17 protein-coding genes are annotated in these 24,610 nt (G+C 72.6%); 8 read left to right on the forward strand and 9 right to left on the reverse strand.

Features of this window, described 5'->3' with window-relative positions:
* The first annotated feature begins 187 nt into the window (after positions 1 to 187).
* On the forward strand, positions 188 to 2,047 hold the full coding sequence (gene ftsH / locus WME73_RS02305) for an ATP-dependent zinc metalloprotease FtsH (protein WP_437914600.1): 1,860 nt from the start codon (positions 188 to 190) through the stop codon (positions 2,045 to 2,047).
* 3 nt (positions 2,048 to 2,050) lie between these two features.
* Here ftsH and WME73_RS02310 read toward each other — a convergent pair whose 3' ends face one another.
* From WME73_RS02310 to WME73_RS02320, 3 genes are all read right to left on the reverse strand, one after another.
* Positions 2,051 to 3,493, reverse strand: coding sequence for an Ig-like domain-containing protein (locus WME73_RS02310; RefSeq protein ID WP_437743933.1), 1,443 nt, complete (start codon positions 3,491 to 3,493; stop codon positions 2,051 to 2,053).
* A gap of 95 nt (positions 3,494 to 3,588) precedes the next feature.
* The gene (locus WME73_RS02315; protein WP_437743934.1) at positions 3,589 to 4,845 is read right to left on the reverse strand and encodes a serine/threonine-protein kinase; all 1,257 of its coding nucleotides are present in this window, start codon (positions 4,843 to 4,845) and stop codon (positions 3,589 to 3,591) included.
* The gene (locus WME73_RS02320) at positions 4,842 to 5,795 is read right to left on the reverse strand and encodes a LysM peptidoglycan-binding domain-containing protein (protein ID WP_437914601.1); all 954 of its coding nucleotides are present in this window, start codon (positions 5,793 to 5,795) and stop codon (positions 4,842 to 4,844) included. The genes WME73_RS02315 and WME73_RS02320 overlap by 4 nt, the downstream gene beginning before the upstream one ends.
* Positions 5,796 to 5,948: 153 nt before the next feature.
* Here WME73_RS02320 and WME73_RS02325 point away from each other — a divergent pair, with 153 nt between their 5' ends.
* A complete protein-coding gene (locus WME73_RS02325) occupies positions 5,949 to 6,962 on the forward strand; it encodes an OmpA family protein (RefSeq protein ID WP_437914602.1) in 1,014 nt (337 codons plus the stop codon).
* Here WME73_RS02325 and WME73_RS02330 read toward each other — a convergent pair.
* From WME73_RS02330 to WME73_RS02345, 4 genes are all read right to left on the reverse strand, one after another.
* Positions 6,959 to 7,699, reverse strand: coding sequence for a hypothetical protein (locus WME73_RS02330; protein WP_437914603.1), 741 nt, complete (start codon positions 7,697 to 7,699; stop codon positions 6,959 to 6,961). The genes WME73_RS02325 and WME73_RS02330 overlap by 4 nt on opposite strands.
* A gap of 41 nt (positions 7,700 to 7,740) precedes the next feature.
* A complete protein-coding gene (locus tag WME73_RS02335; RefSeq protein WP_437914604.1) occupies positions 7,741 to 7,875 on the reverse strand; it encodes a hypothetical protein in 135 nt (44 codons plus the stop codon).
* Positions 7,876 to 8,464: 589 nt separating this feature from the next.
* Complete coding sequence (locus WME73_RS02340) at positions 8,465 to 10,000, reverse strand: ArnT family glycosyltransferase (protein ID WP_437914605.1); 1,536 nt, start codon at positions 9,998 to 10,000, stop codon at positions 8,465 to 8,467.
* Positions 9,993 to 11,651, reverse strand: coding sequence for a helix-turn-helix domain-containing protein (locus tag WME73_RS02345; RefSeq protein ID WP_437743940.1), 1,659 nt, complete (start codon positions 11,649 to 11,651; stop codon positions 9,993 to 9,995). The genes WME73_RS02340 and WME73_RS02345 overlap by 8 nt, the downstream gene beginning before the upstream one ends.
* Before the next feature lie 254 nt (positions 11,652 to 11,905).
* Here WME73_RS02345 and WME73_RS02350 point away from each other — a divergent pair, with 254 nt between their 5' ends.
* From WME73_RS02350 to WME73_RS02370, 5 genes are all read left to right on the forward strand, one after another.
* Positions 11,906 to 13,129 carry a DUF1015 domain-containing protein gene (locus tag WME73_RS02350; RefSeq protein ID WP_437861656.1) on the forward strand — a complete coding sequence of 408 codons (1,224 nt, stop codon included), beginning with the start codon at positions 11,906 to 11,908 and terminating at the stop codon, positions 13,127 to 13,129.
* Between the two features lie 33 nt (positions 13,130 to 13,162).
* Positions 13,163 to 13,600, forward strand: a complete 438-nt coding sequence (locus tag WME73_RS02355; protein WP_437743942.1) for a rhodanese-like domain-containing protein — start codon at positions 13,163 to 13,165, stop codon at positions 13,598 to 13,600.
* A gap of 95 nt (positions 13,601 to 13,695) precedes the next feature.
* Positions 13,696 to 14,406 carry a glycosyltransferase family 2 protein gene (locus WME73_RS02360; RefSeq protein ID WP_437743943.1) on the forward strand — a complete coding sequence of 237 codons (711 nt, stop codon included), beginning with the start codon at positions 13,696 to 13,698 and terminating at the stop codon, positions 14,404 to 14,406.
* 285 nt (positions 14,407 to 14,691) lie between these two features.
* Positions 14,692 to 16,836, forward strand: a complete 2,145-nt coding sequence (locus WME73_RS02365; protein WP_437743944.1) for a HAMP domain-containing sensor histidine kinase — start codon at positions 14,692 to 14,694, stop codon at positions 16,834 to 16,836.
* Positions 16,833 to 17,201 (forward strand): response regulator, encoded by a 369-nt coding sequence (locus WME73_RS02370; protein WP_012233064.1) that lies wholly within the window; start codon positions 16,833 to 16,835, stop codon positions 17,199 to 17,201. Before WME73_RS02365 ends, WME73_RS02370 begins: the two co-directional genes overlap by 4 nt.
* Here the strand turns inward: WME73_RS02370 and WME73_RS02375 are convergent.
* Complete coding sequence (locus tag WME73_RS02375; protein ID WP_437914606.1) at positions 17,189 to 18,190, reverse strand: squalene/phytoene synthase family protein; 1,002 nt, start codon at positions 18,188 to 18,190, stop codon at positions 17,189 to 17,191. The genes WME73_RS02370 and WME73_RS02375 overlap by 13 nt on opposite strands.
* 954 nt (positions 18,191 to 19,144) lie before the next feature.
* The gene (locus WME73_RS02380; RefSeq protein ID WP_437914607.1) at positions 19,145 to 23,053 is read right to left on the reverse strand and encodes a serine/threonine-protein kinase; all 3,909 of its coding nucleotides are present in this window, start codon (positions 23,051 to 23,053) and stop codon (positions 19,145 to 19,147) included.
* Positions 23,054 to 23,806: 753 nt separating this feature from the next.
* Here WME73_RS02380 and WME73_RS02385 point away from each other — a divergent pair.
* Positions 23,807 to 24,331, forward strand: coding sequence for a hypothetical protein (locus WME73_RS02385; RefSeq protein ID WP_437743947.1), 525 nt, complete (start codon positions 23,807 to 23,809; stop codon positions 24,329 to 24,331).
* Positions 24,332 to 24,610: the final 279 nt, after the last annotated feature.

Here is a 24,610-nt window from a genome sequence, read left to right on the forward strand (position 1 = left end):
GACGCGCGGCAGCCGTGCGTCGGCGCTGTCGGTGGACGCGCGGCAGCCGTGCGCCGGCGGCGCACGGCTGCCGCGCTCGGGGACGCTCCTGGGCTCCCTCCCTCGCGCGGCTTTCTCGTGGGCTTTCCCGTTCTTCCGGGGGCGAGGGCTTGCCGAGGCGACGCCCGCCGCACATCAGCTCCTTGGAATGGCTGACGAGAAGAGGCCGGCGTCGCGCGCGTGGCTCGGGTACCTGCTGATCGCGGTCGGGATCCTGGTCCTTTCCGGGATCGTCAGGTCACGAGGGCGCCCGCTCGTGCCGTACGACGAGGCGGTCGCCGAGGTGCGGCGCGGGGAGATCTCCGCGGCGATCGTGAAGCCCGACGAGATCGAGCTGATCCGCCGCGAGAGCCCGCAACGACCGGAGGAGCGCGTCCGCGTGACGCGGCTGCCCGGCGTCGAGGACGAGCCGCTCGTGAGGGCGCTGCTCGACAAGCAGGTCCGCATCGAGGCGAAGAGCTCCCAGACGTCGGTGTGGATGCAGGTGGCGATCTGGATGTTGCCGCTCCTCCTCATCAACGCGGCGTTCTTCATGATGCTGCGGCGGGCGGGGCAGGGGGCCGGCGGGCCGCTCGGGTTCCTGCGCAGCAAGGCGAAGATCTACGATCGATCCAGGCAGGATCCGGTGCGCTTCCCGGACGTCGCCGGCGTCGATGAGGCCAAGGACGAGCTCGTCGAGGTCGTCGACTTCCTCAAGGAGCCCTCGAGGTACCGCTCGCTGGGCGGGCGGATCCCGCGCGGCCTCCTGCTCATCGGGCCGCCAGGCACCGGCAAGACGCTGCTCGCGCGGGCGGTGGCGGGCGAGGCGAACGTGCCGTTCTTCTCGCTGAACGCGAGCGAGTTCGTCGAGATGTTCGTGGGGCTCGGGGCCGCGCGGGTCCGCGAGCTCTTCGAGGAGGCGCGCAAGAGCGCGCCCAGCATCGTGTTCATCGACGAGATCGACGCCGTGGGCAGGACCCGGGGCGGCCTCGGCGCCCTCGCGACCCACGACGAGCGAGAGCAGACGCTCCACCAGCTCCTCGCCGAGCTCGACGGCTTCGACGCGCGCACCACCGTGATCCTGATGGCCGCCACCAACCGCCCCGAGGTGCTCGATCCGGCGCTCCTGCGGCCCGGGCGCTTCGATCGCCAGGTCATCGTCGATCGGCCCGATCTGCGGGGCCGCGAGGCGATCCTCGCCGTCCACGCGCGGCGGGTGCCGCTCGCGAGCGACGTCGATCTCGGGCTCGTGGCGCGCCGCACGCCGGGCATGGTCGGCGCCGATCTCGCGAAGATCGTCAACGAGGCCGCGCTGGCCGGGGCGCGGCGCGGCGCGAGCGAGATCGGACAGGCCGATTTCGACGAGGCGCTCGATCGCTCGCAGCTCGGGCTCCGGCGCCGCGGGCAGATCATGACCGCGGAGGAACGGCGGCGCGTGGCCTACCACGAGGCCGGGCACGCCCTCGTCGCGCTCGCGCTGCCGGCCGCCGATCCGGTAGAGCGGGTGTCCATCGTGGCCCGCACGATCGGCGCGCTCGGCGTCACGATCCAGGTGCCCCGCGACGAGCGCCAGCTGGTCACCGAGCAGGAGATCGAGTCGCGCGTCACGGTGATGCTCGGCGGCAGGGCGGCGGAGGAGCTCGCGCTGGGGCAGGTGTCGAGCGGCGCGCACGACGATCTCGGGCGCGCCACGGCGCTCGTCCGCGAGATGGTGACCCGCCTCGGGATGAGCCGGCGCCTCGGGCTGGCCGCGCTCGCGCGCACCGTCGGCGCGCCGATGCTCGGCGTGCTCCAGGAGGAGCGCACGTGCAGCGAGGAGACCGCCCGCGAGGTCGACGAGGAGGTGAGGGAGCGCCTCGGCGAGATGTACCTGAAGGCCAAGCAGCTGCTCGTCGATCGCCGCGAGGGCCTCGAGGCGGTCGCGGAGGCGCTCGTGCTCAAGGAGACGCTGCGCGGCGAGGAGCTGGAGGAGGTCGCGGCCGTGTCGACGCGGCGGAAGATCGCCGTGGGCCCGCCGAGCGCGGCGTGAGCCTCAGGCCGCGCGCCGCCGGCGCCTGAGGCCGCCCGCGAGCGCGGCGAGCGACAGGCCGGCGGCCGCCCACGCCCGGCCGCCGGCGCTCCCGCGCGGCGCGCCCCCGGCCGCGCGGCAGGCGCAGCCGCCGTCCTCCTCCGCGAGCTCGCCGCCTGCCGGGGCCTCCGGCTCGCCGACGCCGATCCCTCGCACCGCGATCATCTGCACGGGTCGGTCGGGGTCGTTGGACTCGACGAGGACGGTCGCCGCGAGCTCGCCGCTGGCCTTCGGCGCGAAGCGGATCGCGAAGTCGATCTCCGTTTCTGGGTCGATCCCGAGCGCCGCGTCCGCGAGCTCGAAGCTCTCCGGGTCGTCGGTCGTCACGACGGCATCGAGCAGCGCCTCCCCCGCGTTCGACAGCCGGACGAGCTCCACGTTGGCCTGCCCCACCTCCACGGCGCCGAAATCGATCTCCTGCTTGTCCAGCGCGAGGTCCGGGAGCGGCACATGGACGCGCTCGCTCTCGAAGACCCATTCCCGCTCGGTGAGCGGAAAGGCGAGCGGGATGTCGGCGAGCGGGATCGACCACGAGCGGCCCAGCAGGCTGACGCTGAACGCGGGGACGAGGTGGAGCGTGCCGTCGTACCGCACCGAGCCCTCCGGACGAACGTTGAGCTCGACCGACGGGCCTCCCAGGTAGTCCACGGAGGAGGCTCCGCCTTCGGAGGTGATGTCGCCTCCGCTCACCGTCGCCTGATCGAGCGTCTCGATGGCCACGCGATGGGTCGTGTAGCGGGCCGCGACGTCCATCGCGATGTCGAGCTCGAACCTCCCGTCGATTCCGGGGATCGAGCCGCCGATGAGGTCGCCGAGCGATACGGACGCAACGCGCTGCAGCGCGGTGGAGCTCTCCAGCGTGATGCCCGGCTCCCAGCCCCAGGCGTCGAACTGCTCTCGCGCGTGCACCTGGAAATCGATCTGGGGCACATAGGGGATATCCCCCGTCCAGTCGAAGTCCTGGCCCAGGACGGAAACGCTGATGCGTCCCTGTGCGCTGACATCGAGTCCAACATCGCAGCTGAACGCGCCTCCATCCGGGGCGCCTGGCGCCTTGAGCGCGAGCGCCTCTGGCCACGACGCCTCGAGCGCTCCGTTCAACGAGACCTGGGTGTCGGCGTAGACCGCCGCCCCGAGGCTGACTTGGAGCGGTGAGCCCGGCGGGACCCAGCCTGTATCGAAGTCGAGCTCGAGCGGGATGGCGTCTTTGCGCTGAAACGTGAGCGGTCCCCGCGCGCACTGGAGCGGGTCGTCCGCGCACGGCACGGCGAGCGAGTCATAGGCCGAAGCGGCCGCGGGGGCGAGGAGGGCGAGCGCGGCGGCGACGCAGGGGAGAGCGCGCCGCCGCCGGGGCCGAGCAGAGCGGAAGGCCGCGAGGGCAGCGCCGTCGGACAGCAAGGAACGCATGAGAACGATTACCACGATCCTCGCGCTCCACGCCATGGCCGCAGCCCCCCGATGGCGGCGCGCCAGGCACGTCCCAGCTGCGTTCCTGCGGCGTCCTAGCGCGCCCCGAACAGCGTGCCGACCACGATGCCGGCGGCCGCGCAGAGAATGGCCACCACGGTCCAGAGGATGAGCTCACGCGAGGTGCCGCCTGCCGGCGGCGCAGGGTTAGCGGGCGTCTCGCGGACCACCGCGGCCGTGCGTTCGGGCAGCGCCCTCCTCACCGCGCTCGCCACCGCGCTCTCCGGACGCGTGACCGGATGGCCGACGTGGCCAACATGGCCGACGCCCGGGGCGGAAGCACCGTCCTGGAGGGGCGCGGCGTAATCCAGGCCGGTCCGCTCGAGCGCGAGATCGGTGATCGAGACGGCGTCCGCGAGGCTCGCGGGGGTGTGGTGCACGACGCGCCGTTCTTCCCGGCAGGCGCGCAGGGCGTCGGCGAATGCCCTGGCGCACGGGTGCCGCTCGGAAGGGCTCTTGGCGAGGGCCCTCAGGATGACGGCCTCCAGGCCGGCCGAGATGAGCCCGGAGCGCTCGCTGGCGCGCGGCGGCAGCGGCTGCTCGGCGATCTGCGCCGTCATCACGGCGATGGGCGTCCGCTTGCTGAACGGCACGGCGCCGACCGCCATCTCGTAGAGGATGCAGCCGAGCGCGTAGATGTCGCTGCGCGGGTCGACGTCCTCCCCGCGCACCTGCTCCGGCGCCATGTACTCCGGCGTCCCGAAGATCATGTCCTTCTCGGTGAGCCCGGTCGTCTGCTGCTCGCCGTGCACCACCTTGGCGAGCCCGAAATCGACCACGCGGACGCGGCCGGCGAAGGGTGACGGCGCGGCGCCCGCGTGCCCGTGCGGGCGCTCGATGAGCACGTTGGCCGGCTTGAGATCGCGGTGCACCACGCCCGCCGCGTGCGCGGTCTCCAGCGCGGCGCAGATCTGCAGGGCGATCTCGATCGCCAGGTCGATCTCGATCGGCGCGTGGTCCCGCAGGAGCTCCTCGAGCGAGCTGCCGTCGATGTGCTCCAGCGCGATCACGAGGAGCCCGCCCTCCTCGACGAAGTCGAGCATCCGGACGACGTGAGGGCCCTCGACGCGCTCCAGGATGGCGGCCTCCCGGTGATAGCGCCTGAAGATCTGGGGCGTGCCCGAGAGGTGCCTGTGGATCACCTTCAGCGCGACGCGCTGGCCGTCCTCGTCGCGGGTGGCGCGGTAGACGACGCCGGAGGCCCCCTCGCCGATGACGGACTCGACGGTGTACCGCGACGCGACGCCGTGCCCGGCGGGCAGGCGATCGGGCGCGGGCTGCTGCGAGGTCACCGCCCACCGCCCGCGTCCGCGGGGATCGGCGGCGCGGGATCCGGCGAAGGCGCCCTGAGGTGCAGCTCCGTCGACGAGGTGCAGGCGCGCACGATCTTGGGGCTGAGCTCGATGGGATCGAGCCGCGCGGCGGGGTCGGCCTCGCGCCACGCGGCGCACGCGGTCTCGGCGAGCCCTGTGGCGTCGAGCGCGACGTAGGCCTCGAGCAGGTGCCGCTGCACCGTGGCGATCTGCACCCGGGCGAGATCGCCGTAGCCGAGCAGGCGGCTCGCCCGCGCCACGGCGTCGATGTAGCGGCCGCTCCGCACGTCGCCGGCGAGCTGCGGCAGCTCGGCGTCGACCCGGCGCTGGGCGTCGCGCGCGCGGCCGGCCCCCTCGGAGCGCACCAGCGCGCCGGAGCTCGCGGCCTCGGCCTTGCCCTGGGTCGTGAGCGGCAGATCCGTGAGCGGGACGAGGATCACCATGCCGCGGCGCAGCGGGTCCTGCTTGAGGTGGTTGTACTTGTCGAGCATCCACGCGTGGTCCCGCTTGCCCAAGAAGCGATAGGCGATGGTGAGCAACGTGTCGTGCTGGCCGACGACGTACCGCAGGTTGTACGGCACGATGATCTCCTGCCCGTCGGTCGGCTCGAGCCAGGGCCACGTGTCGTTCGAGAGCGCGAGGACGTCGCTCCGGTCGGCGGTGCCGAGCAGCCGCTCCGCGAGGATCGCCCAGGTCTCGCCCGCGGTGACGCGGTGGTGGCCCAGCGCGGGCACCTCCAGCCGCAGGCCGGGCATGATCGGCACGCCGGCGCCCGCGTCGAGCGCGTTGGCGGCGACGAGCACCTGCTCCATCTGCACGCGCCCGTAGGTGCGCTCCGCGATCTGCGCGAGCGTCTCGCCCTCGCGGACGACGTGCGGGAACGCCGCCGCGGCGCTGCCGACCAGCGTCGTCGCCGCGAGGGCGCCCACGGACAACCAAGCTCGCCGAGACATCACGCCGCCGAGGGTACCAGGGGATCGCGCGCTGTGGGACGGCTCGCGACCGCTCGCGCGGCGGCGCGCGGGGAACGTTTGCCACGATTTCGTCGCGCCCGTGGTTTCGTGCCAGAGTGCGCGCCACGCATGAAAGACACGACGACGGCCGGCAGGATCCCGACGTGGCTCTCGCGGCGCTCGCCTGCGGCGGCGCGGCTCCTCGCGGCCGGCCTGCTCGGGCTGGCGACGCCGGGCTGCCTCGTCCGGCAGGGGCTGTACGACGAGGCGCGCGCGGAGATCCGGAGAGAGCGCGACGCGGGTGACAGAGCGCGGGCCGAGGCCCAGAGCGCGCGCGCCGAGGCCGCGCAGCGGTCCGCGCAGGTCGCCGCCATCGAGGAGGAGCTGGCGCGCCTTTCGGACGACCTCCGGGCGCGCGATCTCAGGCTGTCCGAGGCGACGACGGCCGAGGCAGGGCTCGCGCGGCGGCTCGACGAGCTCGCCGCCATGAACCAGGAGCTGTCGGCGCGGCTCCGGAGCGCCGGGCAGAGCGTGGGGCAGCTCGCCGGGGAGCGGGGCAGCCTGTCGGCAGAGCTCGCGGAGACGCGGGCCAAGCTCGACGATCTGCGCCGGAAGCAGGCGGCGGCGGAGGCGCGCGCGGCGCAGATGCGCGACCTCGCGAGCCGGTTCCAGGCGATGGTCGACGGCGGGAAGGTCCGCGTCGGGCTTCGTGCGGGGCAGCTCGCGATCGAGGTGCCGAGCGACGCGTTGTTCGACGGCGCGAGGGCCGAGCTCAAGCCGCGGGGGCGGGCGGTGCTGGACGAGGTCGCCACGGCGCTCCGGGCCGTGCCGGACTGGAAGTTCCAGGTCGCCGCGTATACGGACGACGACCGGAAGCGGATGAAGGGCGCGGCGTTCCGGTCGAGCTGGGATCTCTCGGCGGCGAGGGCGGCGGCGGTGGTCGAGCGGCTCGTCGCGCGAGGGATGTCGCCCGAGAGGCTGTCCGCTGTCGGACATGGCGAGTTCAGGCCGCTCGGGCCGAACGACACGGCGGCGGGGCGGGCGAGGAACCGGAGGGTCGAGATCCTCGTTGTGGCGGAGCAAGAGACTCCGGGCGAGGCGGGGAAGGCGACCAGCGAGGACGCGCAGGCCGGCGGCGGCTAGCGCGCCTGTGACTGCGGCGGCGCGTCCGGTGCCCGTTCGTCCTCAGCTCGGCTCGTCGAGCACCTCGGTGAGCGCGGCCGCGGTGGCGGCTTTCTCGAGCCAGCGCTCGAGGCGTTCCGGGTCCCTCTGGGCGAGGATGCGCTCGCGTGCCGCGTCGGCACGGCGATGCCGCGAGCCCGGAGCACGCTCAACAGCGCGCGCGCCGCTCCCTCTACGCGCCCCTCGTCACGGCCCTGCGCGACGTACTTCTTCGCGAGATCGCTCTGGTACTCGTAGCCCTTCATCATCGCCTCCAGCGCCCGGCGAGCCGCGTCGTTCAGGGAATTGTACAGGAGATCGTAGTAGAACCGGGCGCGTTCGTCATCGAGCCCCTGGATCGCGGGCAGCACGGCGCCAGCGATCGTTGCGCCTTGCTCCGTCTCGCCATGGGCCATCGCGGAGAGGACCCCCAGCTCCGGTCGACGGACCGCTTCCGCTGGGTCCGTCACGACCGGAACGCTGTCGCGACGGAGCACGGGCGGGCGCAGGACGAAGCCGGGTACGCCGATCTCGATCGGCTGCGCGCACCAGTCCGCGACGAGGGGATCCGGCGCGACGACGAGCAGGCCCGCCTGGCAGCGGTGCTGGTCTCGCGAGACGGTCAGGTAGGCGGGCCAGCTGAACGGCTTGTCGTCGTCCTTCCTGAGCTGCACCTCGACGATGATGACCCGGACCGGCTTGTCCGCATCGAGGAGCAAGACGACGACATCGGCGCGGTACTCGGCCGGCGTGGTCTCGGTCAGGTCGATGGAGGCGACGCGGGCCTCACTGTAGTCGGGAGCGTGACGCCGAGGACCTCGACGAGGATCTCGGCGGCGAGGGAAGGTCGGTTTCTGAAGAGATCCACGAGGACCTCGTGGCGCATGGAGACCATGGCGAGGAGCCTTCGCATACGGCCGGAGAGAGGGCCAACCGGCCGGCTCGCGACGGTAGCGCCGGCCGCGATCGCCGAGATGTCCATGCGATTCCAGAACGAGCGCGCGGCGAAGCCCGCATTCCATGCAGGTCAGGATGGCGACCTCCCTCCCATCCCGACGCGCGCGGTCTGAGACGTGGCTGCGCCGGGGCCGAGAGGAGCTCTGCGCCACCGTGCAGCGGCCGCGCCCGAAAGGCGGCCAGCGCTGCGGAATTGCTGGCTGGACCTCTCTGCGTTCGCCGGCTCGGATCCCCTCGTGCTCTTTCCGAAGGCCGGGACATGTGGCGAGAGGCTCACGTTATCCGGAGCACCGACGGGTCGCAGAGCGGCCCTGCTTTCGGTAACACAGTCAGCGCCGAGAGCAATGATCGCGCGCGGTCGGAATGTGCTGATCGCCGTGTGCAGACGTTCGACAAACAGTTTGCGAACGGCGCTCCGGGCAGCGTTGGGCAGTGCGGCAAGTGTCGTGTGCGATCTTGCGTGCATTGGAATCAGAGGTAGCTCGACATACGTCGAGCTGAGGACCATCCAATCCGAATAGGGGCTGTCAGTGCGGCCGAGCCTCCCGCGCTTCCGCCCGCGCCGCCTCTCTTCGCCGCAGCGCGCACGCCGCGAGGATGCACAGCGCCGGCGTCACGACCATGTGATACCGGTCCTCGCCGAAGAACGCGGCGTGCGTCAGCGCCACCGACGCGACCGCGAACGCGAGGTAGCCGACGACACCCCCGTTCGCGGGCCGGCCCGGCAGCGGCAGCGCGGCGATCAGCGGGATCGCCACCGCGAGCGGCCAGAACGCGTGCCCGTCGCCGAGCACCCCGAGCGCGACCAGCCCGAGCACCGCCGCGAGCGCAACGAGCTGCGCGACGAGCTCCCGCCGCGGCCTCCGCCTCGGCATCGCCACGACCCCGAGCGCCGCGGCGGACAGCAGGCCGAGGTGCGACGCCGTGAGCACGCGGCGCCCCGCCGCGCGCCGCTCCTCGGGCCACGCCGCAGGGTTCGCCTCGCCGAGGTAGCCGATCGGGAACGACTCGTGATCGAAGGTGAAGCCCAGCTTCCTCGGGATCAGGGCCAGCCAGCGACCTGGATCATCCTTGATCCACTGAAGCCCCGCGGCCATCCAGCAGCGGTCCTGCGCCACCTGGCCGCGCGCGATCGGGCAGCCGTCGCCCGCGCGCAGCGTCTCGAAGCGGCCCGTCGCGCGCGGGAACGCGCCGATGGCGAGGTTCCAGCCGCCGTTCGTCGAGACGAGCGCGCAGCCGTCCATCACGCGGCAGTTGCGGAGCGTCCACGGCGCCACCACCGCGAGGGCCGTCGCGGCCGCGAGCGCCGCCGCGAGCGCGCCGCGTTTCCACGCGGCCGCCCCTCCAGACGCTGTCGCCGCCGCTCCTCCGGGCGCGGACGCCTCCGGGCTGCGCATGGCCAGCAGCGCGAGCGCCGGCGCGCAGAGCAGGCTCTGGGGCCGCACCAGCGCCGAGAGCCCGAGCGCCACGCCCGCGAGGACCGCGCCGCGGGCCGGGCGACCGCGCGCGGCGTCGCGCGCGAGCAGCCAGGGCGCCGTCACCAGGCCGAGCGCCGCGAGCGGCTCCGTCATGACGAGCGCCGCATAGACGATGAGCCCCGGCGAGAGCGCCGCGAGGAGCGCCGCCACGCGGGCGCGCGCCGGCGTTGTCGCGTACCGGGCGAGGCGGTGGACCACGACGACGAGCAGCGCGCCGGTCACCGCGTTCGCGACGGTCGCCGCGTGCGGCCCGGCGCCGAACAGCCGGTAGACGAGGGCGAGGAACCCGCTGTAGCCGACCGGATAATGGCACCACGGGTGCCATACCGCCTGGCCCCCGACGATGAGATCGTCCGAGTAGCCGAGCCCGGCGGCGATGCGGCGCGCGCCGAAATCGTAGTAATGGCCGTCCCACACGGGCTCGCGCGTCCACGCGATCGCCACGTAGAGCCGCGGCAGCAGCGCGAGCGCGAACGCGAGCGCCGAGAACGCGAGATCTCCGCCGGCGCGTGCTGACGTGCGGCACGTGCCGCGCCCGCCTCCGATCCGCGCCGCCCGGTCGCTTCCGCGCGCCGCCTCAGCCATGCGGCTTGGCGCGTGAGCCGGCAGAGATCTCGCGCAGGCGACGCATGTAGGTCTTCGCCACCTGCGCCGGATCGAGCCGCAGGTATTTGGCAATTTCCTGAATGAATCCCTGTACGTAGACGGTCGCTGGCAGGTCGCCTATCGCCTCGTTCTCGATCGCCTGGAGGTGCGCCAGCGAGATCTTGGTCCGCTGCGAGATGTCGGTGAGCTCGACCCCCTGCGACTCGCGCACCTTGCGGAGCAGCGCGCCGCTGAACTGCGTCTCGGCGTTGATCTCGCGCGCGAGCTCGGCCTGGAGCATGGCCAGCTCGGCCGCGGCGGCGGCGTTCTCGGCGCGCACCGGGCCGAGCTGCGTGCGCGGATCGTCCGGGTAGGTCGAGAGATCGTACGCGCGGCGGCGCACCGGATCGAGGAGGGTGTCGTGCGCCTCCTCGATGCGCGCCTGCTCCTTCTGGAGCACCGCGGGGCTCAGCACGCTGACCACGGGCAGGCTCCCCTCCCGGTAGGTGTCGCGCTGGCGCTTGTAGGCGCGCCGGATCTCGTCGTCAGCGGCCGTCCGCGCGAGGCCGAGCGCCTCGTAGAGCGTCGGCGGCGCGGCGCTCTTCGAGGCGGCGGCGAGGGCGCGGGCGTGCGCCTCGGCCGGGCGGGAGTCGCGCGCGGCGAGCAGCGCGAGGATGCGCCGGGCCACGCGCTCGAGGTTGCGCGCGCTCTTCGACGTCGGGCTGTCGATGAGGAGCGGCTGGCGCCGGCGCGCGGTCAGCCACACCGCGTCGTCGTGCTCGATGTGGCCGAGGTAGTCGAGGGAGATGCCGAGGAAGCGCTCCGAGACGGCGCTCATCGCGGGGCCGAGCTCCAGGTCCGAGCGGTGCCGGGTCTGGCTGACCACGAGGTGCGGCTTCACCCGCGGCAGCTGCGCGGCCGCGAGCGACGCGACCCCCTCGTCGAACCGCTTCACCTCCATGATGAAGTCGCGCGGCGTCGCGAGCGCCGGGAGCGACGCGGCCACCTTCTCGACGAGCCGGATCTTGAAGCGCTCCTTCATGAGCGCCCGGCGCAAGGTGCGCTGGTAGAGCGCGCGGCAGAAGCGGTAGGAGTGCTCGACCGCGAGCGGCTCGGGCGTGGTGGCGCAGATGCCGACGTCGGCGTGCAGGAAGAGGTCGAGCGTCGAGGAGCCGGTCGCCGCGCCGAGGCTGACGATCACGTAGTCGACGTCGAGCTCCTGGATCATCTTCATCCAGTAGGCGGCGCGGCTCGGCCGGAGCGGCGTGGCCGTCATCGGGTCGTACGCGGTCGGGACGAGCCGGAGCCCGGGCACCGTGGTCGCGATCGGCTCGGCCTTGCCCTCCTCGATGTCCTCGCGCGTGACGAGCGGCGGCGCCTCGATCCCCAGCGCGGCGTGCAGCCCCGGGCTGTAAGCGTCGGTGTCGATGATGATCACGTCGCGCCCGAGCTGCGCGAAGTACACCCCCAGGTTGACCGCGAGCGTCGCCTTGCCGACGCCCCCGCGGCCGCCCCCCACGGCGATCACGCGGCGGGATCGCGAGCTGGAGAACGAGGTGATCTCGCCCGGCAGAGGGAGATCGTCGTCCGCCGAGCCGGGCGGGAGGGTCGAATAGCGCGGCGGAGGGTAGGACTCACCGGAGCTGGACAAGGTTCCTCTTCGTGCGGCGCGCGGCTGCGCGGGCGGGGTGGTGCGGCGGCGAGCGGATGCGAGCGGCTCGCGGCGCGAGTCCCTCCTAGCACGCGCCGCGCGCGGCCATGAGCGCCGCCGTCGCCGGAGCTCCGCGCCGGTGCCGAGGGCTCCGCGCCGGCGACGAGGGCCGCGCGGTCTGCCCGCCCCGTCGCAGCCGCTCCCGGCGCGCGAGCCGCCTCGACGCGCCCAGGCCGCTGGGCTAGTCGCTCCCCGTGGCTACCGTCCGACCTTTCCGCGCTTACCGACCCCCCCAGGCCCAGGCGGCTCGCGTCGCGAGCCCGCCGTACGACGTCATCTCCACCGCCGAGGCGCGCGTCCTCGCGGCGGGAGGCCTGCACAGCTTCCTCCGCGTCTCCCGCCCCGAGATCGACCTGCCCGAGGGGACGGACGAGCACGACGACGCCGTCTACGCCCGCGGCGCGCAGAACCTCGCCGATCTCATCGCGAGCGGCGACCTCGCGCAGGACCCGGAGCCGCACCTCTACCTCTACGCCCAGAGGATGGGTGATCACCGGCAGATCGGCGTCGTCGGCTGCGCCGCGGTCGCCGAGTACGAGCAGGACGTCATCAAGAAGCACGAGAAGACGCGCCCCGACAAGGAGGACGACCGCACCCGCCACATCGAGGAGCTCGGCGCCCACGACGAGCCGGTGTTCCTCACGTACCGCGCCGACGCGGGCATCGACCGCGCCGTCGCGGAGGCCTTGCAGTCGCCGCCCATCTACGACTTCACGACCGCCGACGGCGTCGCGCACAAGCTCTGGGTCCTCGGCCGCGCGGCGACCGCCGACCTCGAGGAGCGCTTCCAGGCGATCCCGACGCTCTACGTCGCCGATGGCCACCACCGCAGCGCCGCGGCGGCGCGCGTCCACAGGAAGCTGCGCGGCGACGGCGGCGAGCACGACGTCTTCCTGGCCGTGGTCTTCCCGCACGACCAGATGAACATCATGCCGTACAACCGCGTCGTGCGGGACCTCGCCGGCCGCAGCGCGGAGGCGCTGCTCGCAGCCCTCGGCGAGCGGCTCGACGTCGCGCCGGCGAGGGACGGCGCGGCCGCCACCCCGGCCGAGCCGCGGGCCTTCGGGCTCTACCTTGGCGGCCGCTGGTACACCGCCAGGGTCCGCCCGGGGTCGTTCGACGCGAAGGACCCGGTGGCCTCGCTCGACTGCTCCATCTGCCAGGACCAGATCCTCGGCCCGATCTTCGGCGTCAGCGACCCCCGCCGGGACAAGCACGTCGATTTCGTCGGCGGCATCCGCGGCGTCGCCGAGCTCGAGCGACGCGTCGACTCGGGCGCGTTCACGATGGCGATCCACCTCTATCCCACGCAGATCGACGAGCTCTTCGCGGTGAGCGACGCTGGGCTGCTCATGCCGCCGAAGAGCACGTGGTTCGAGCCGAAGCTCCGCAGCGGGCTCTTCATTCATACGTTCTGACGAGCGCGCCGCGCCGGGGGTAGACTGCGCCCCATGGCGGACATCAAGCGTGTATCCCCCCAGCAGGCCAAGAAGCTCATCGACGAGGAGGGGTATCTCTACCTCGACGTCCGGAGCGAGCCCGAGTATGCGGCCGGGCACCCGAGCGGCGCGCACAACGTGCCGCTCATGCACGCCGGCGCCGGCGGCATGAAGCAGAACCCCGACTTCCTCGATGTGGTCGGCGCCCTCTATCCCAGAGACGCGAAGATCATCGTTGGCTGCAAGTCCGGACAGCGCTCGATGCGCGCGGCCGAGGCCATGGTGTCGGCCGGCTACACGGCCGTCATCGAGCAACGCGCCGGCTTCGAGGGGCCGCGCGACGCGTTCGGCGCGATCACCGAGCCGGGGTGGGGGCCGGCAGGGCTGCCCGTCGAGACGGCCACGCCTGGCGGCTCCTACGCCGAGCTCCGCAAGAGCGCTGGCAGGTAATACGTCTGGCGCGCACGGCCCGCGGCGCGGCGCCGAGCGTGTTGTCGCGGCGTCGATCGCGTTGCCGGAGACCGCTCGCTCCGCTAGGAATCCGCGTGCTCCACGGTGCGCGCGTCGCAGTGGTCATCCCCGCGCGGGACGAGGCGCGATGGATCTCCGAGGCGGCGGCGTCGGTCCCCGCCTTCGTCGACCACGTGATCGTCGTGGACGATGCCAGTCGAGATGGCACGGCCGAGATGGCGCGCGCGATCGGGGACGAGCGCCTCGAGGTGCTCGTCCACCCGGAGTGCCGCGGCGTCGGCGCGGCGATCGTCGCTGGCTACCGGCGCGCTCGCGCGCTCGGCGCCTCGGCCGTCGCGGTGATGGCCGGCGACGGGCAGATGGATCCGCGTGATCTCCCGCGCGTCGTCGCCCCGATCGCCTCGGGCGAAGCCGATTACGTGAAGGGCGATCGGCTGCGCCACCCCGACGTGTGGCGCGTCATGCCTCTCCAGCGGCTCGCCGCGACGGCGGCGCTCGCCGCGCTCACCCGCCGTGCGGCGGGGCTCGACGCCCTCTCCGACAGCCAGTGCGGGTACACCGCCATCTCGGCCCGCGCGATCGACGCGCTCGACCTCGACGGCCTCTGGCCCCGCTACGGCTATCCGAACGACTTGCTCGCCGCCCTCGCGGCTCGCCGGCTCCGCGTCTGCGAGGTCAGCGTGCGTCCCGTCTACCGCGGTGAGGCGAGCGGCCTGCGCGCGCGCCACGTGCTCACCATCCTTTTCCTGATCGCCAGGAACGCCATAAGGCAGTCCCTGAGCTGATCAGGAAAATCGCAGAACGCCCGCGCGCGGACGGAACGTGTGAGTGGGAGTCGAGCGAATCGACAGGAGCCGCTGCGCAAAAGGGTCGACAACTCGCTCGTTGGTCTCATAGCAAAGCTGCCTGGCGACCTGACTCATCAACTTGGCGCGGAGGGGCTCCAGAGGCGCGAACCCCGCGGCCATGCTTCAACAAGGGGGGTGACGGACGTGGCCATCAGCCGAGCCGCCTGGGCTAAAATCTGGAATCCGGGGAGGTCGCGGACTCTGTCGTTCACGCCTCGGGTCGTGGCCTATGCATTCGGCATCGAGCTGCCGTACAGCCTGCTTGTCCCGGTCGCTCACCTGCGCCTCCTCGGCGTCGTGGACTCGGCGGTCCAGGCGCGGCTACTCGGGCTGATCGGGCTCATGTACCTCGTCAAGACGGGGGGGCTGATCGCGCTTCTCGTCCACATGCTGCGCCCGATCGAGCGCCTGCGGCAGTACGCCGTGGCCCATCGCCTCCAGAGCGGCGCGGGCGTCGAGGACACGAGCAGCGGCGGCGCGGCGCCCCCGGAGGAGGTCGTCCTCGCCGCGGCGAACGCCGCCTACGACACCCCGCTCGCGTTCGCGACGGTCTGGGCCGTGTCGTGGGGGCTCCTGTACCTGCCGGTCACGATGGCGCTCTACTTCATCGCGCCGGACCAGAGCCCCCTCGGCGTCCAGCGCGGCGTCGCGCTGGCCCTGTTCGCGCTGGCCCTGTTCGCGGCCGCGCTGCCGCTCGCTTACAGCATCCTCGGCCGCCTGCTCGCCCCCGCCGCCGGCGTGATCTCGCTCATCGCGCGCGAGCGCGGCCTCTCCATGCCCGGCAAGGGTTACTCGCTCGCCGTCCGCCTCGTGATCCTCGGCGCCTGCCTCGCCATCGCGCCGACGAGCTGGATGGCGGCGATGGTGCTCGGCGAGACGGCGGGGCCGGCCAAGCCCGGCCTGAAGCTCACCCTGGCGATCTTCTCGATGGTCGCGGTCACCTGGGCGCCCGTCTGCGCGGGCTTCCTCGCCGGCGCCCTCGCGGGCCCGCTCCAGCAGGTCGCCGCGGTCATCCAGAAGATCGTCCAGCGCGGCGAGGTCGACCGGCTGGAGCGGATCCCGATCTATTTCAAGGACGAGATCGGCGCGCTGGCGGGCGGCGTCAACGCGATGGTCGATCGCCTGGAGGAGTCGTCCCGGCGCACGCGGAGCTACCTGGCGGAGCGCGAGCGCCTGCTGCAGGACGCGGCGCAGCGCGCGGCGCAGCTCGGGGCCGTGCTGGACAACCTCGTCGAGGGGGTGTTCGCGTGCGACCGCCAGGGCCGGCTGACGATGATCAACGCCTCGGGGCTCAGGCTGCTCGGCCTCTCGGGCCGCTCGGAGCAGGCCGGCCGGATGATCGAGGAGGTGATGGACCTCGGCCGGGTGCGCCACAGCGACGGCCGCGCCTTCACGCGCGACGAGCTGCCCATGGTGCGGGCGCTCGCCGGCGAGACCATCGTGCAGGAAGAGCAGGTGCTCGCGGACGGCCGCGCGGGCCGCGACGTCTTCCTGCGGACCAGCGCGGCGCCGATCCGCAGCGAGGGCGGGGCGGTCCTCGGCGCGGTCGCGGTCGCCCGCGACGTGACGGAGCTCATGGAGCTCGATCTCGTCAAGGATCAGTTCATCCGGGTCGGCGCGCACGAGCTCAAGACGCCGGTCGCGATCATGAAGGGATACGCGCTCGCGCTCCTGCGCAACTCGAACGATCTGCCGGCGCCGCGCCGCAAGATGCTGGAGGCCATCGACCGCGGCGCGGACAGGATCAACCGCATCGTCGACGATCTCCTGGCCATCTCGCAGGTCACGCTCGACGTGCTCCAGGTCTCCGAGGAGGACGTCGATCTGAAGGAGCTCGTGCAGGAGTCGGTCGATCGCGTCGCGAAGTCGGCGAGCCGCCACCGGGTGCGGCTGTCGCTCGACGCCGAGCGGCCGCCCGTCGTGCGCGCCGATCCGGAGCGGCTGCGCCAGGTGCTCGCGAGCCTCCTCGACAACGCGGTGAAGTACTCGCCCGACGGCGGCGACGTCGACGTGACCGTCGCCGTCGCCGAGCGCGCGCCGGCGTCGTCGCCGCCGTCCTCCTGCGACGCCGCGCTCTTCTCGCAGCGGCACGGCGCGGCGCCGCGCTTCGAGGCGGTCGTGTCCGTGCGCGACCAGGGCGTCGGCATCCCCGCCCACAGGCAGGAGCGGATCTTCGAGCGCTTCTTCCGCGCGCACACGGACACCCGACACGACTACGGCGGCATGGGGATAGGGCTGTTCCTTGCGAAGGACATGATCACCCGCCACGGCGGCCGTATCTGGTTCGAGAGCGAGGAGGACAGCGGCAGCACGTTTTATTTCACCCTTCCACTCAGCAGCGAGGCCCCCGCGGCCGATCGACGATGAGCGACAGACACGCAAAGACGGTGCTCCTCGTGGAGGACGACGCGGATCTCGTGGCGCTCGTCTCCCTCGTGCTCCAGGAGGACGGCTACCGGGTCAAGATCGCGTGCAACGGCCGCGAGGCGCTGGCCAAGCTGGAGCACGACCTGCCGGATCTCATCCTGCTCGACATGAAGATGCCGGTGATGAACGGCCCGGAGTTCGCGCGCGAGCTCGAGGTCCGGCACGGGCGTCAGGCGCCCATCGTCGTGCTCACCGCCGCGGCGGACGCGCACCGGCGGGCGGCCGAGGTCGGCGCGGACGCGTGGCTCGGCAAGCCGTTCGAGCCGGACGCGCTCCTCTCGACGGTAAGGCGTTACACGGGGTGAGCGCGGAGGAGCTGCCGCCGCTCGGCGAGGTCGCGCCGCACCTCGGCCCAGTACCGCGCGGGGAACCGGCGGTGATCGAAGCCGGTCGCGCGGAACACCCGTGTGATGCGGGCATAACGGCGCAGGCTCCACTCCCTCATGATCTGGAGCGAGGGGTGGAGGCCGCGCGCCTCGATGAACGGCGCCGCCCGCGCGTAGAGCGCTGGCATGACCTCATCGAGCCAGTTCCGCATCAGGGCCTGGTATCCGGGCGTGTCGACGCACCGTCCGGAGATCACCTGAGCGCGCGTGACCCCATGGCGCGCGAGCTCCTCCTCGGGCAGGTAGCAGATGCCGCGATCGGCGTCCTCCTGCATGTCCCTCAGGTTGTTGAAGAACTGATCGAGCCGGCCGAACTCCCCGGCAGCGTCCCAGTGCTCCTTCGTCAGGAACGGAACCAGCTGAAAGATATGGCCTGACAGCCGCACCAGCATCGTGTCGTGCTCCTTCAGGGTGCGGATGAGCAGGCTGGGCGCGTGGTAGTCGGCGAGGGCGAGCAAGTAGGCGTCCCAGGCGGCGAGCGAGCGCGGTTGCATCTCGTCCAGGTCGGGACGATCGAGCGCCGGGCGGCGGAGCCACAGCGCGTGGATGGCAGAGAGCTCGCGCGCGAAGGGGCAGCACGGATCGACGAAGCCGCAGGAACGGACGCGCCTCCACGCCACCATGAAGCGGCTGAATCGCCGCGCGTGGGGCTCGATGCGCTCGTTCTCGGCGAGGCGATCGACGATCCGGATCCAGCGGATGCGATCGAGCCACGCCCGCTTCACGTCGGGCGCGAGGCCGAGCACCCACGCGGCGTTGTCCTCGTCTTTCAACGCGTCGTCCGACAGGGCGCGATAGTGCGATGAGCCGACGATCGCCGAGATCGGTTGGTAGGGAGTCCGCTCCGATGCCGGTGCGGCAGCGGGCAGGTAGGGCGGTCGAGAGGAGATGTGTTGAGTAGGTTTCACGATGTCGAGTGCCGCACGTTGAACGTGCTTGTCGCCGGTGTGTCGCCCTGGCTTCGCGCGGTCACTGGCGATTATGGACGTAGCTCACCCTGTTTGCTTGGGGCGCCTGCGTCGGTGATGGATGGTGGCTCTCTACCGTGTAGAACTTTCCGATCCTCCGAGAGATGCGCGGTGACGCCTGTTCGCCTTCCTTTATGAGGCCTTATCGTCCCCCAGTCGACGCGGAAATTCGTCGTCCAGGGCACGGGCGCCGGAGATAATGCATGGATTCCCTGTGTGTTTTGCCGGTGTGTTGGGAACATGCCGTCAATGATCGTCGGTGTATACCCTCGGTCGGTACATTGTCCAACGGATAACGTCAGTGATCGCCTGACGTCTCGGCCCTTACTCGCTCCGTCTCGGCGGTAGGTCGCGTGTTCTAGGCACATGGATTATTCCGGAGTTCCTGGCGGATGGCCTCTACGCCCCACGTGAGGGCGGGTGAGCGCCGGGGGCGAGCCTCTCTCTCTGCTGCTCGGTCTGCCTCGGTGAGCGGCGCGACGGGAACGCTCCGACTCGCGATCGGACGCGATGCTAGACGCGCTCGTGAGAGGGGGGATTCAGCGGTTGTCATCGCGCCGTGCGTGCTGCGGTGAACGGCCCCGATCTGTGGCTGTGACCACGGTCCAAAGCGGTCATCCGCGCCAGGCGCGCCCGAGTGGCGTCCGCTCCAGACAGAGGAGAGCGAGCCGCGTCCCCGCGCATTCATCGTGTTCAGACCTGCAATCGAGAATCTCAGGTTCGAAAGATGTCAGGAACATCCTTAAGGTCAATTCCATGAATCGAGCAAGGTCGGGCCCTGGCCCGTGTCCTGCTAAAGTCCTGCTAAAGCTGAAGGGCAGAGCGCCCGTGACGGCTTCCCCCTGCCGTCGAATGGGCGCTCTTTTTTGTGTTCTTCGTCCGGGACGCGAGGTCCTAGCGCTCGCGCAGCCGGGCTACCCGGTCGCGCCAGTACTGGAGATCGAGCGCGGAGAAGACCGCGGCGGCGCGCGCGATCTGGCGCTCGCGCTCCGGATCGCGGCGCGGGAGGTGCCGCGCGAGCTCGAAGCGGGCGCGCGCCTCCTCGACGGGCAGGCCGCGCTGCAGGGCGTCGTCGATCGCCGCGGCCCAGAGCCGCCTCGCACGCGCGTGGCCGCCGGCGAGCCAGGCGGCGAGGCCGCGCAGGCGGAGCGAGGTCGAGCGGCCGAGGGGGAAGATGCGCGCGTACCGGCCGAGCGCGCGGCATGCCTCCGCGGAGAGGTGTGAGAGCTCGCGCCGCTCTGCCGAGCCAGGGGCGTCCTCGAGCAGCGCGAGCAGCACCTCGCACGTCGCGGCGTACCCGTACAGGCAGTGGTAGCCCGCCGGCTGTCCCTCGCGGAGCATGGGGAGCGTCCGCTCGGCGGCCGCGCGGGCCTCGCCCTGCGCGCCGCGGAGCAGGTGCCCCAGCGCGACCTGGCCGTGCGTGATCTGCTGCGTGCGGTCGCCGAGCCGCTGCACCTCGGCTGACAGCGCGTCGAAGATGGCGATCGCGCCCTCGCCGTCGCCGAGCAGCAGCCGGCACTGCGCGCGGCCGCTCTCCGCCCAGATGTGGCCCTGCGCGTTGTCGCTCTCGCGCGACGCGATCACCAGCGCGCCGTACAGGTCGAGCGCCTCCCTCCAGCGGCCCTCGGAGTACGCCGCGCCGGCGAGCAGCGTGATGCACTCCTCCTTGCGTCGGCGGTCGTGCAGCGCCTCGGCCAGCCGCTCGGCCTGGGTGAGCAGCGCCCGCGCGTCGCGGCACCGGCCCTCGCCGAGCGCCGTCAGCCCGCGCAGGCACGAGACGAACGCGACGCCTTGCGGGTCGTCGAGCGCCGCGGCGACCGCCGTCGCGCGCGCGGCGTACGCGTCGACGACGGCCTTCCACGGGACGTACCCGAACGCGACGCTCAGGGTCGCGTACCCGCGCGCGAGCGCGAGCGACGGGCCGAGCCGCGCCGCGGCGTTGGTCGCCGCCAGCGCGGCCAGGAAGGCGAGCGTCGGCTCGTTGCGGAACAGGTAGGTCTCCGACAGCTTCTCCGCCGCGAGCGACGCCTCGGCGAGGCGCTCGCGCTCGGCCGCGTCGCTCGCGACCGGGGCCGGCACGCCAGCGACGTGCGCGAGCTGCAGGCCGAGCTGCTTCAGCGAGGCCATCGCCGGGCGCAGCCGCTCCCCGAGGCCCGCGCGGCCGCTCGCCGCGCGCTCCCCCGCGCGGAGCCACGCGGCCTCGTCCCGGGAGAGCAGCTCCAGCGCCGCCGCGCAGTGCCGCTCCGCGCCGAGCAGATCGCCGAGGTTGTAGTGGGCCTGGCCGAGCCGCCGCTCCCAGCGCGCGCGCCGGATCGGCGGCGCGCGCTCCTCCGGCGGGTGCGCGCCGTCGAGGTCGAGCGCCCTCTTGTAAAAATCCACCGCGTCGCCGGAGGCGCCCGTCGCGAGGGCCTGGGCGCCCGCCTTGTCGAGGTACTCCAGCGTCTTCTGGACGGCGCCCGCGATTCCATAGTGGTGGGCGAGGAGCGGGTACGACAGCGCGAGGCCCGGCGCGTCGCGGTGGCGCCCCTCGATCGCGCGCGCCGCGGCGGCGTGCAGGGCCCGCCGCTCCGACTCGGGGATGCCCGCGTAGACGATCTCCCGCAGCTTGTCGTGCACGAAGCCGAGCCGCCCCGGCTCCGTCTCCTCGAGCACGTGGCGGCGGGCGAGCTCCGCGAGCGCGTCCATGGCGTCGACCTCGGCGAGGCCCGCGGCGCCGAGCAGCAGGCGCTCCTCGAGCTCGCGGCCCAGCACCGAGGCGAGCCGCGCGAGCGCGAGCGCCTCGTGGCTCAGCCCCGACAGCCGGCGCGCCACGAGCTCGCGCAGCGAGCCCGGCAGCGGCAGCGGCGCGGGCGGCTGGCTCCCGCGCGCGGCGCGGGCGAGCCGCTCTGCGGCGGCGCCCTCGGCGCCCGCGCGGATCCGCCACGCGTAGGCCTCGTCCCGGTAGATCACCCGCTCCTGGATCGCGGCCCGGAGGTACTCGGCGATGAAGAACGGGTTCCCCTCCGACTGCTCGAAGAGGTACTGCACGAACGCCTCCGGCGGCTCGTCCAGGGCGAGCATGTCGCGCACCATCCGCCCGACCGAGCCGCGGTCGAGCCGCCCGAGCTCGAGCCGCGAGGCCCAGGGGGCTCCGAGGAGCGAGGAGAGCGCGGGCGACGTCTCCTCGGTCCGGTACGCGCACAGGAGGACGACGGGATGGGCCGCGAAGTAGTCGGCGTCGAGGTGCTCGAGGACGGCGCGCGAGTTCTCGTCGGCCCACTGGAGGTCGTCGAGCACGAGCAGGACGGGCCGCGTCGCGGCGAACGCGGCGAGCGTGTCGGCGAGCGCGGTCCGCAGCCGGTAGCGGGCCGCGTCCGGCGGCAGCTCGGGCGGCTCGGGGTAGCGGTCGTGGCCGTGGAGCTGGGCGAGCGACGGCTCGTGCGGCGCGAGGACCCTGCCGCGCGGACCGAGCAGCGCGTCGTAGCCCGCGGGGCCGAGCTCGTTGCACCGGTCGGCCACCGCGAGCAGCAGCGGGCGGAACGGGTGCAGCGGCGCGGCCTTGACCGCGCCCTCGCGCTCGACCTCGGCGGACACGGCCGCGCACGCGCCCGTGACCACGGCCATGCGGTTGAGCGCCGCCTGGTGCGCCGCCTCGACGGCGAGGCGCGTCTTGCCCACGCCGCTCTCGCCGCCGACGACGACGAGGCTGCCCTGGCGCCGCTCGTGGGCGCGCTCGAGCGCCGCGGTGATCTGCTGCAGCGCCTCCCCGCGCCCGGCGAGGCGCGGCCGGTACAGGTACGGCTGCGCGTTCGGCACGCGCACGCGCGCGCGCGCCGCGCCGCTCCAGTCGCGCGGCGGCGTGTCGGCCGCGCCGAGCTCGGCGAGGGCGGTCGCGACCTCGTCGGCGTAGCCGAGCCGGTCCTCGGGGCGCTTCTTCAGGAGCCGCGCGATGAGGGCGTCGAGCGCGGGAGGCACGTCGGCGACGAGCTCCGAGGCCGGGAGCGGCTCGGCGTAGAGGTGCATGGACAGCACGACGGAGCTCGAGTCGCCGAGGAACGGGACGCCCCCGGTCACGGCCTCGTAGATCATGCAGCCGAGCGCGTAGAGGTCCGCGCGCGCGTCGACGAGGTCGCCGCGGATCTGCTCGGGGGACATGTAGTCGGGGCTTCCCATCAGCCTGCCGCCCGCCTGCAGCACGTCGCGCCCGGTGTGCCCCTCGAACTGGAAAGCGAGGCCGAAGTCGAAGAGCACCGGCGTGCCGTCCGGGCGGATGAACACGTTGTCCGGCTTGAGATCGCGGTGGACGAGGCCCCGGCCGTGGACGTACGCGAGCGGCCGGCAGATCGCGCGGAGGAGCGTCAGCGCCTGGCGGAGCGCGCCGCCCGCCGCGCGGTGGAACGGGCGCGGCGCGAAGGGCTGGTACGAGCGCGGGATGATCGAGGCGGGCGCGATCTCCGCCGTCGCGGTGCTGGCCTGCGCGTTCATGGCCGTGGAGACGCTCACGGTCGGCTCGCTGCTCACGCTCCCGCGGGCGCGCCAGCGCTCCTGGTTGTGATCGCGGAGCGTGCGCCCCTCGATCAGCTCCATCGCGTACCACGGGATCCCGCCCTGGACCCCCTCGTCGAGCACCCGCACGACGCCCGGGTGCTCGACGCCCCGGAGCGCGTGGATCTCGCGGCGGATGCTGGAGACGAGGCTCTCGTCGCCCACGCAGACGGTCTTCAGCGCCGCGAGCGCGCCCGTGACGCCGTGCTGAGCGCGGTAGACGACCCCCATCCCGCCGCGGCCGAGCGGCGCGAGCACCCGCCACGGCCCGATGGACACCGGGACATCCGGAGGGTGCCTGGCCTGTCCCGAACTCGGCGTCGTGATCATCGAGGGACCGACGCACCCTTGGCCCGGGCCTGGATTCGCCCCAGGTGGTAGGTCAAAAGCGGCTTCCCGACATCCACGCTGGAGCTGAGTACATCCACCCGACGGCGCGCGATGATGTCACGGCGCGGCCGACCGTACAACAGGTCTGTGTGGAGGCCAGCTCATCGCACGAACGCCGCGCGGCGGGGCTGCCGCACCGACAGGCGACTACACATGAGCCAGCGGAGCGTGGCTATCGAGGCTCGCGCCGGGGCGGAGGCGCGGCGCGTCTCGAGGCGCCGTCGCGCGGCGCCGTGCCGTCGTCGCGCCGCGCGGCCGCGCGGCGCGCGCACGGAGGGAGCGCCGGCGCGCGGCCGCCCTCTGGACGCCAGCGCCGCGCGAGACACGGTGAACCCGGGACTCTGCGGAGGCGCGCTCTGCCGCCGCGGTCGTCGCCGCATGTCGAGACGCGATGTCGAGGCGAGCCGAGCCGCGCGGCGCTCGGGCGGGGACGTCTCGGTCTCTCGCGGCGAGCGGACCGCCGGGGATCGTCTGCTTTCCCCGCTTGGTGGATTCGACATCTCCGATGTCGTTGTCCCGTTTCATCGAGCTTCGACCGTGCCGTGCGATCCCATCGTGCACAGCTGAGCTCGCGGTACACGGTTTGCTCCCGGTGCACTCACGGCCCGCGCTGGCGGCCGCACTTAGAAAGGGAACCAACGAATGAAGCATTCGACTCATCTCGGGGCCTTGTTGACCGTCCTGTTCCTCGCTGCGTGCGGCGGCGAAGGTGCAGATTCCGCCCCGACGGACAGCGCCGTGAGCTCCAAGCAGCTCAGGGATCTGACGGCCGATGACGTCCAATCCGCCTGCGATTCGCTCGCGGCGAGGGTGAAGCTCTCCAAGGAAGATGCCTGTGAGTACCTGGGCCTCGTCGCGTCTCCCGCCGTCGGGCAGCCGTGCGGCACGGTGAAGGACGAGTGCCTCTCCACGGCCGACGAGGCGGCCGCGGAGCAGGACGACCACGCAGCGGATTGCATGCCTCCGACCGAGCACCGCGCCGGCTGCTCCGCCACGGTGGCCGAGTACGAGGTCTGCTTGCTCGCCCAGACGCAGCGGGTCCGGGCGCTCACGTGCGACTCGGCGCTGAGCTCGCTCGAGACGGCTCCTCCGGAGTGTGATGCGGTGGCGCGCAAGTGCCCGCAGATCCTGGACGTGGGCGGAGATCAGGGCGCCGAGAGCCCCTGAACACGGCGCCGGGGCGCGGGCGGCCACCCATCATCGGCGATCGATCATCGATCATCGCGCTCAACGTGGACGCACGGCTCGCTGCCTGAACGAATCGCCGGTAGGCACGACACGGCCGCTTGGCGGCCGTGAGTGCCATTGTCCTACCTCTGTTTCCCTGGATCTTTTGATTCCTACCGATATTCGTGCTCGTCCGCGCCTTCCAGGGCATCTCGGCGTATGATGGGCTCCGCAGCCGGCGCGCCCGGGGAGGTTCAACCCTCGGCGTCTCGGCTCAAG

This window comes from Sorangium sp. So ce302, assembly GCF_051530145.1.
GTDB lineage: Bacteria > Myxococcota_A > Polyangia > Polyangiales > Polyangiaceae > Sorangium > Sorangium cellulosum_B.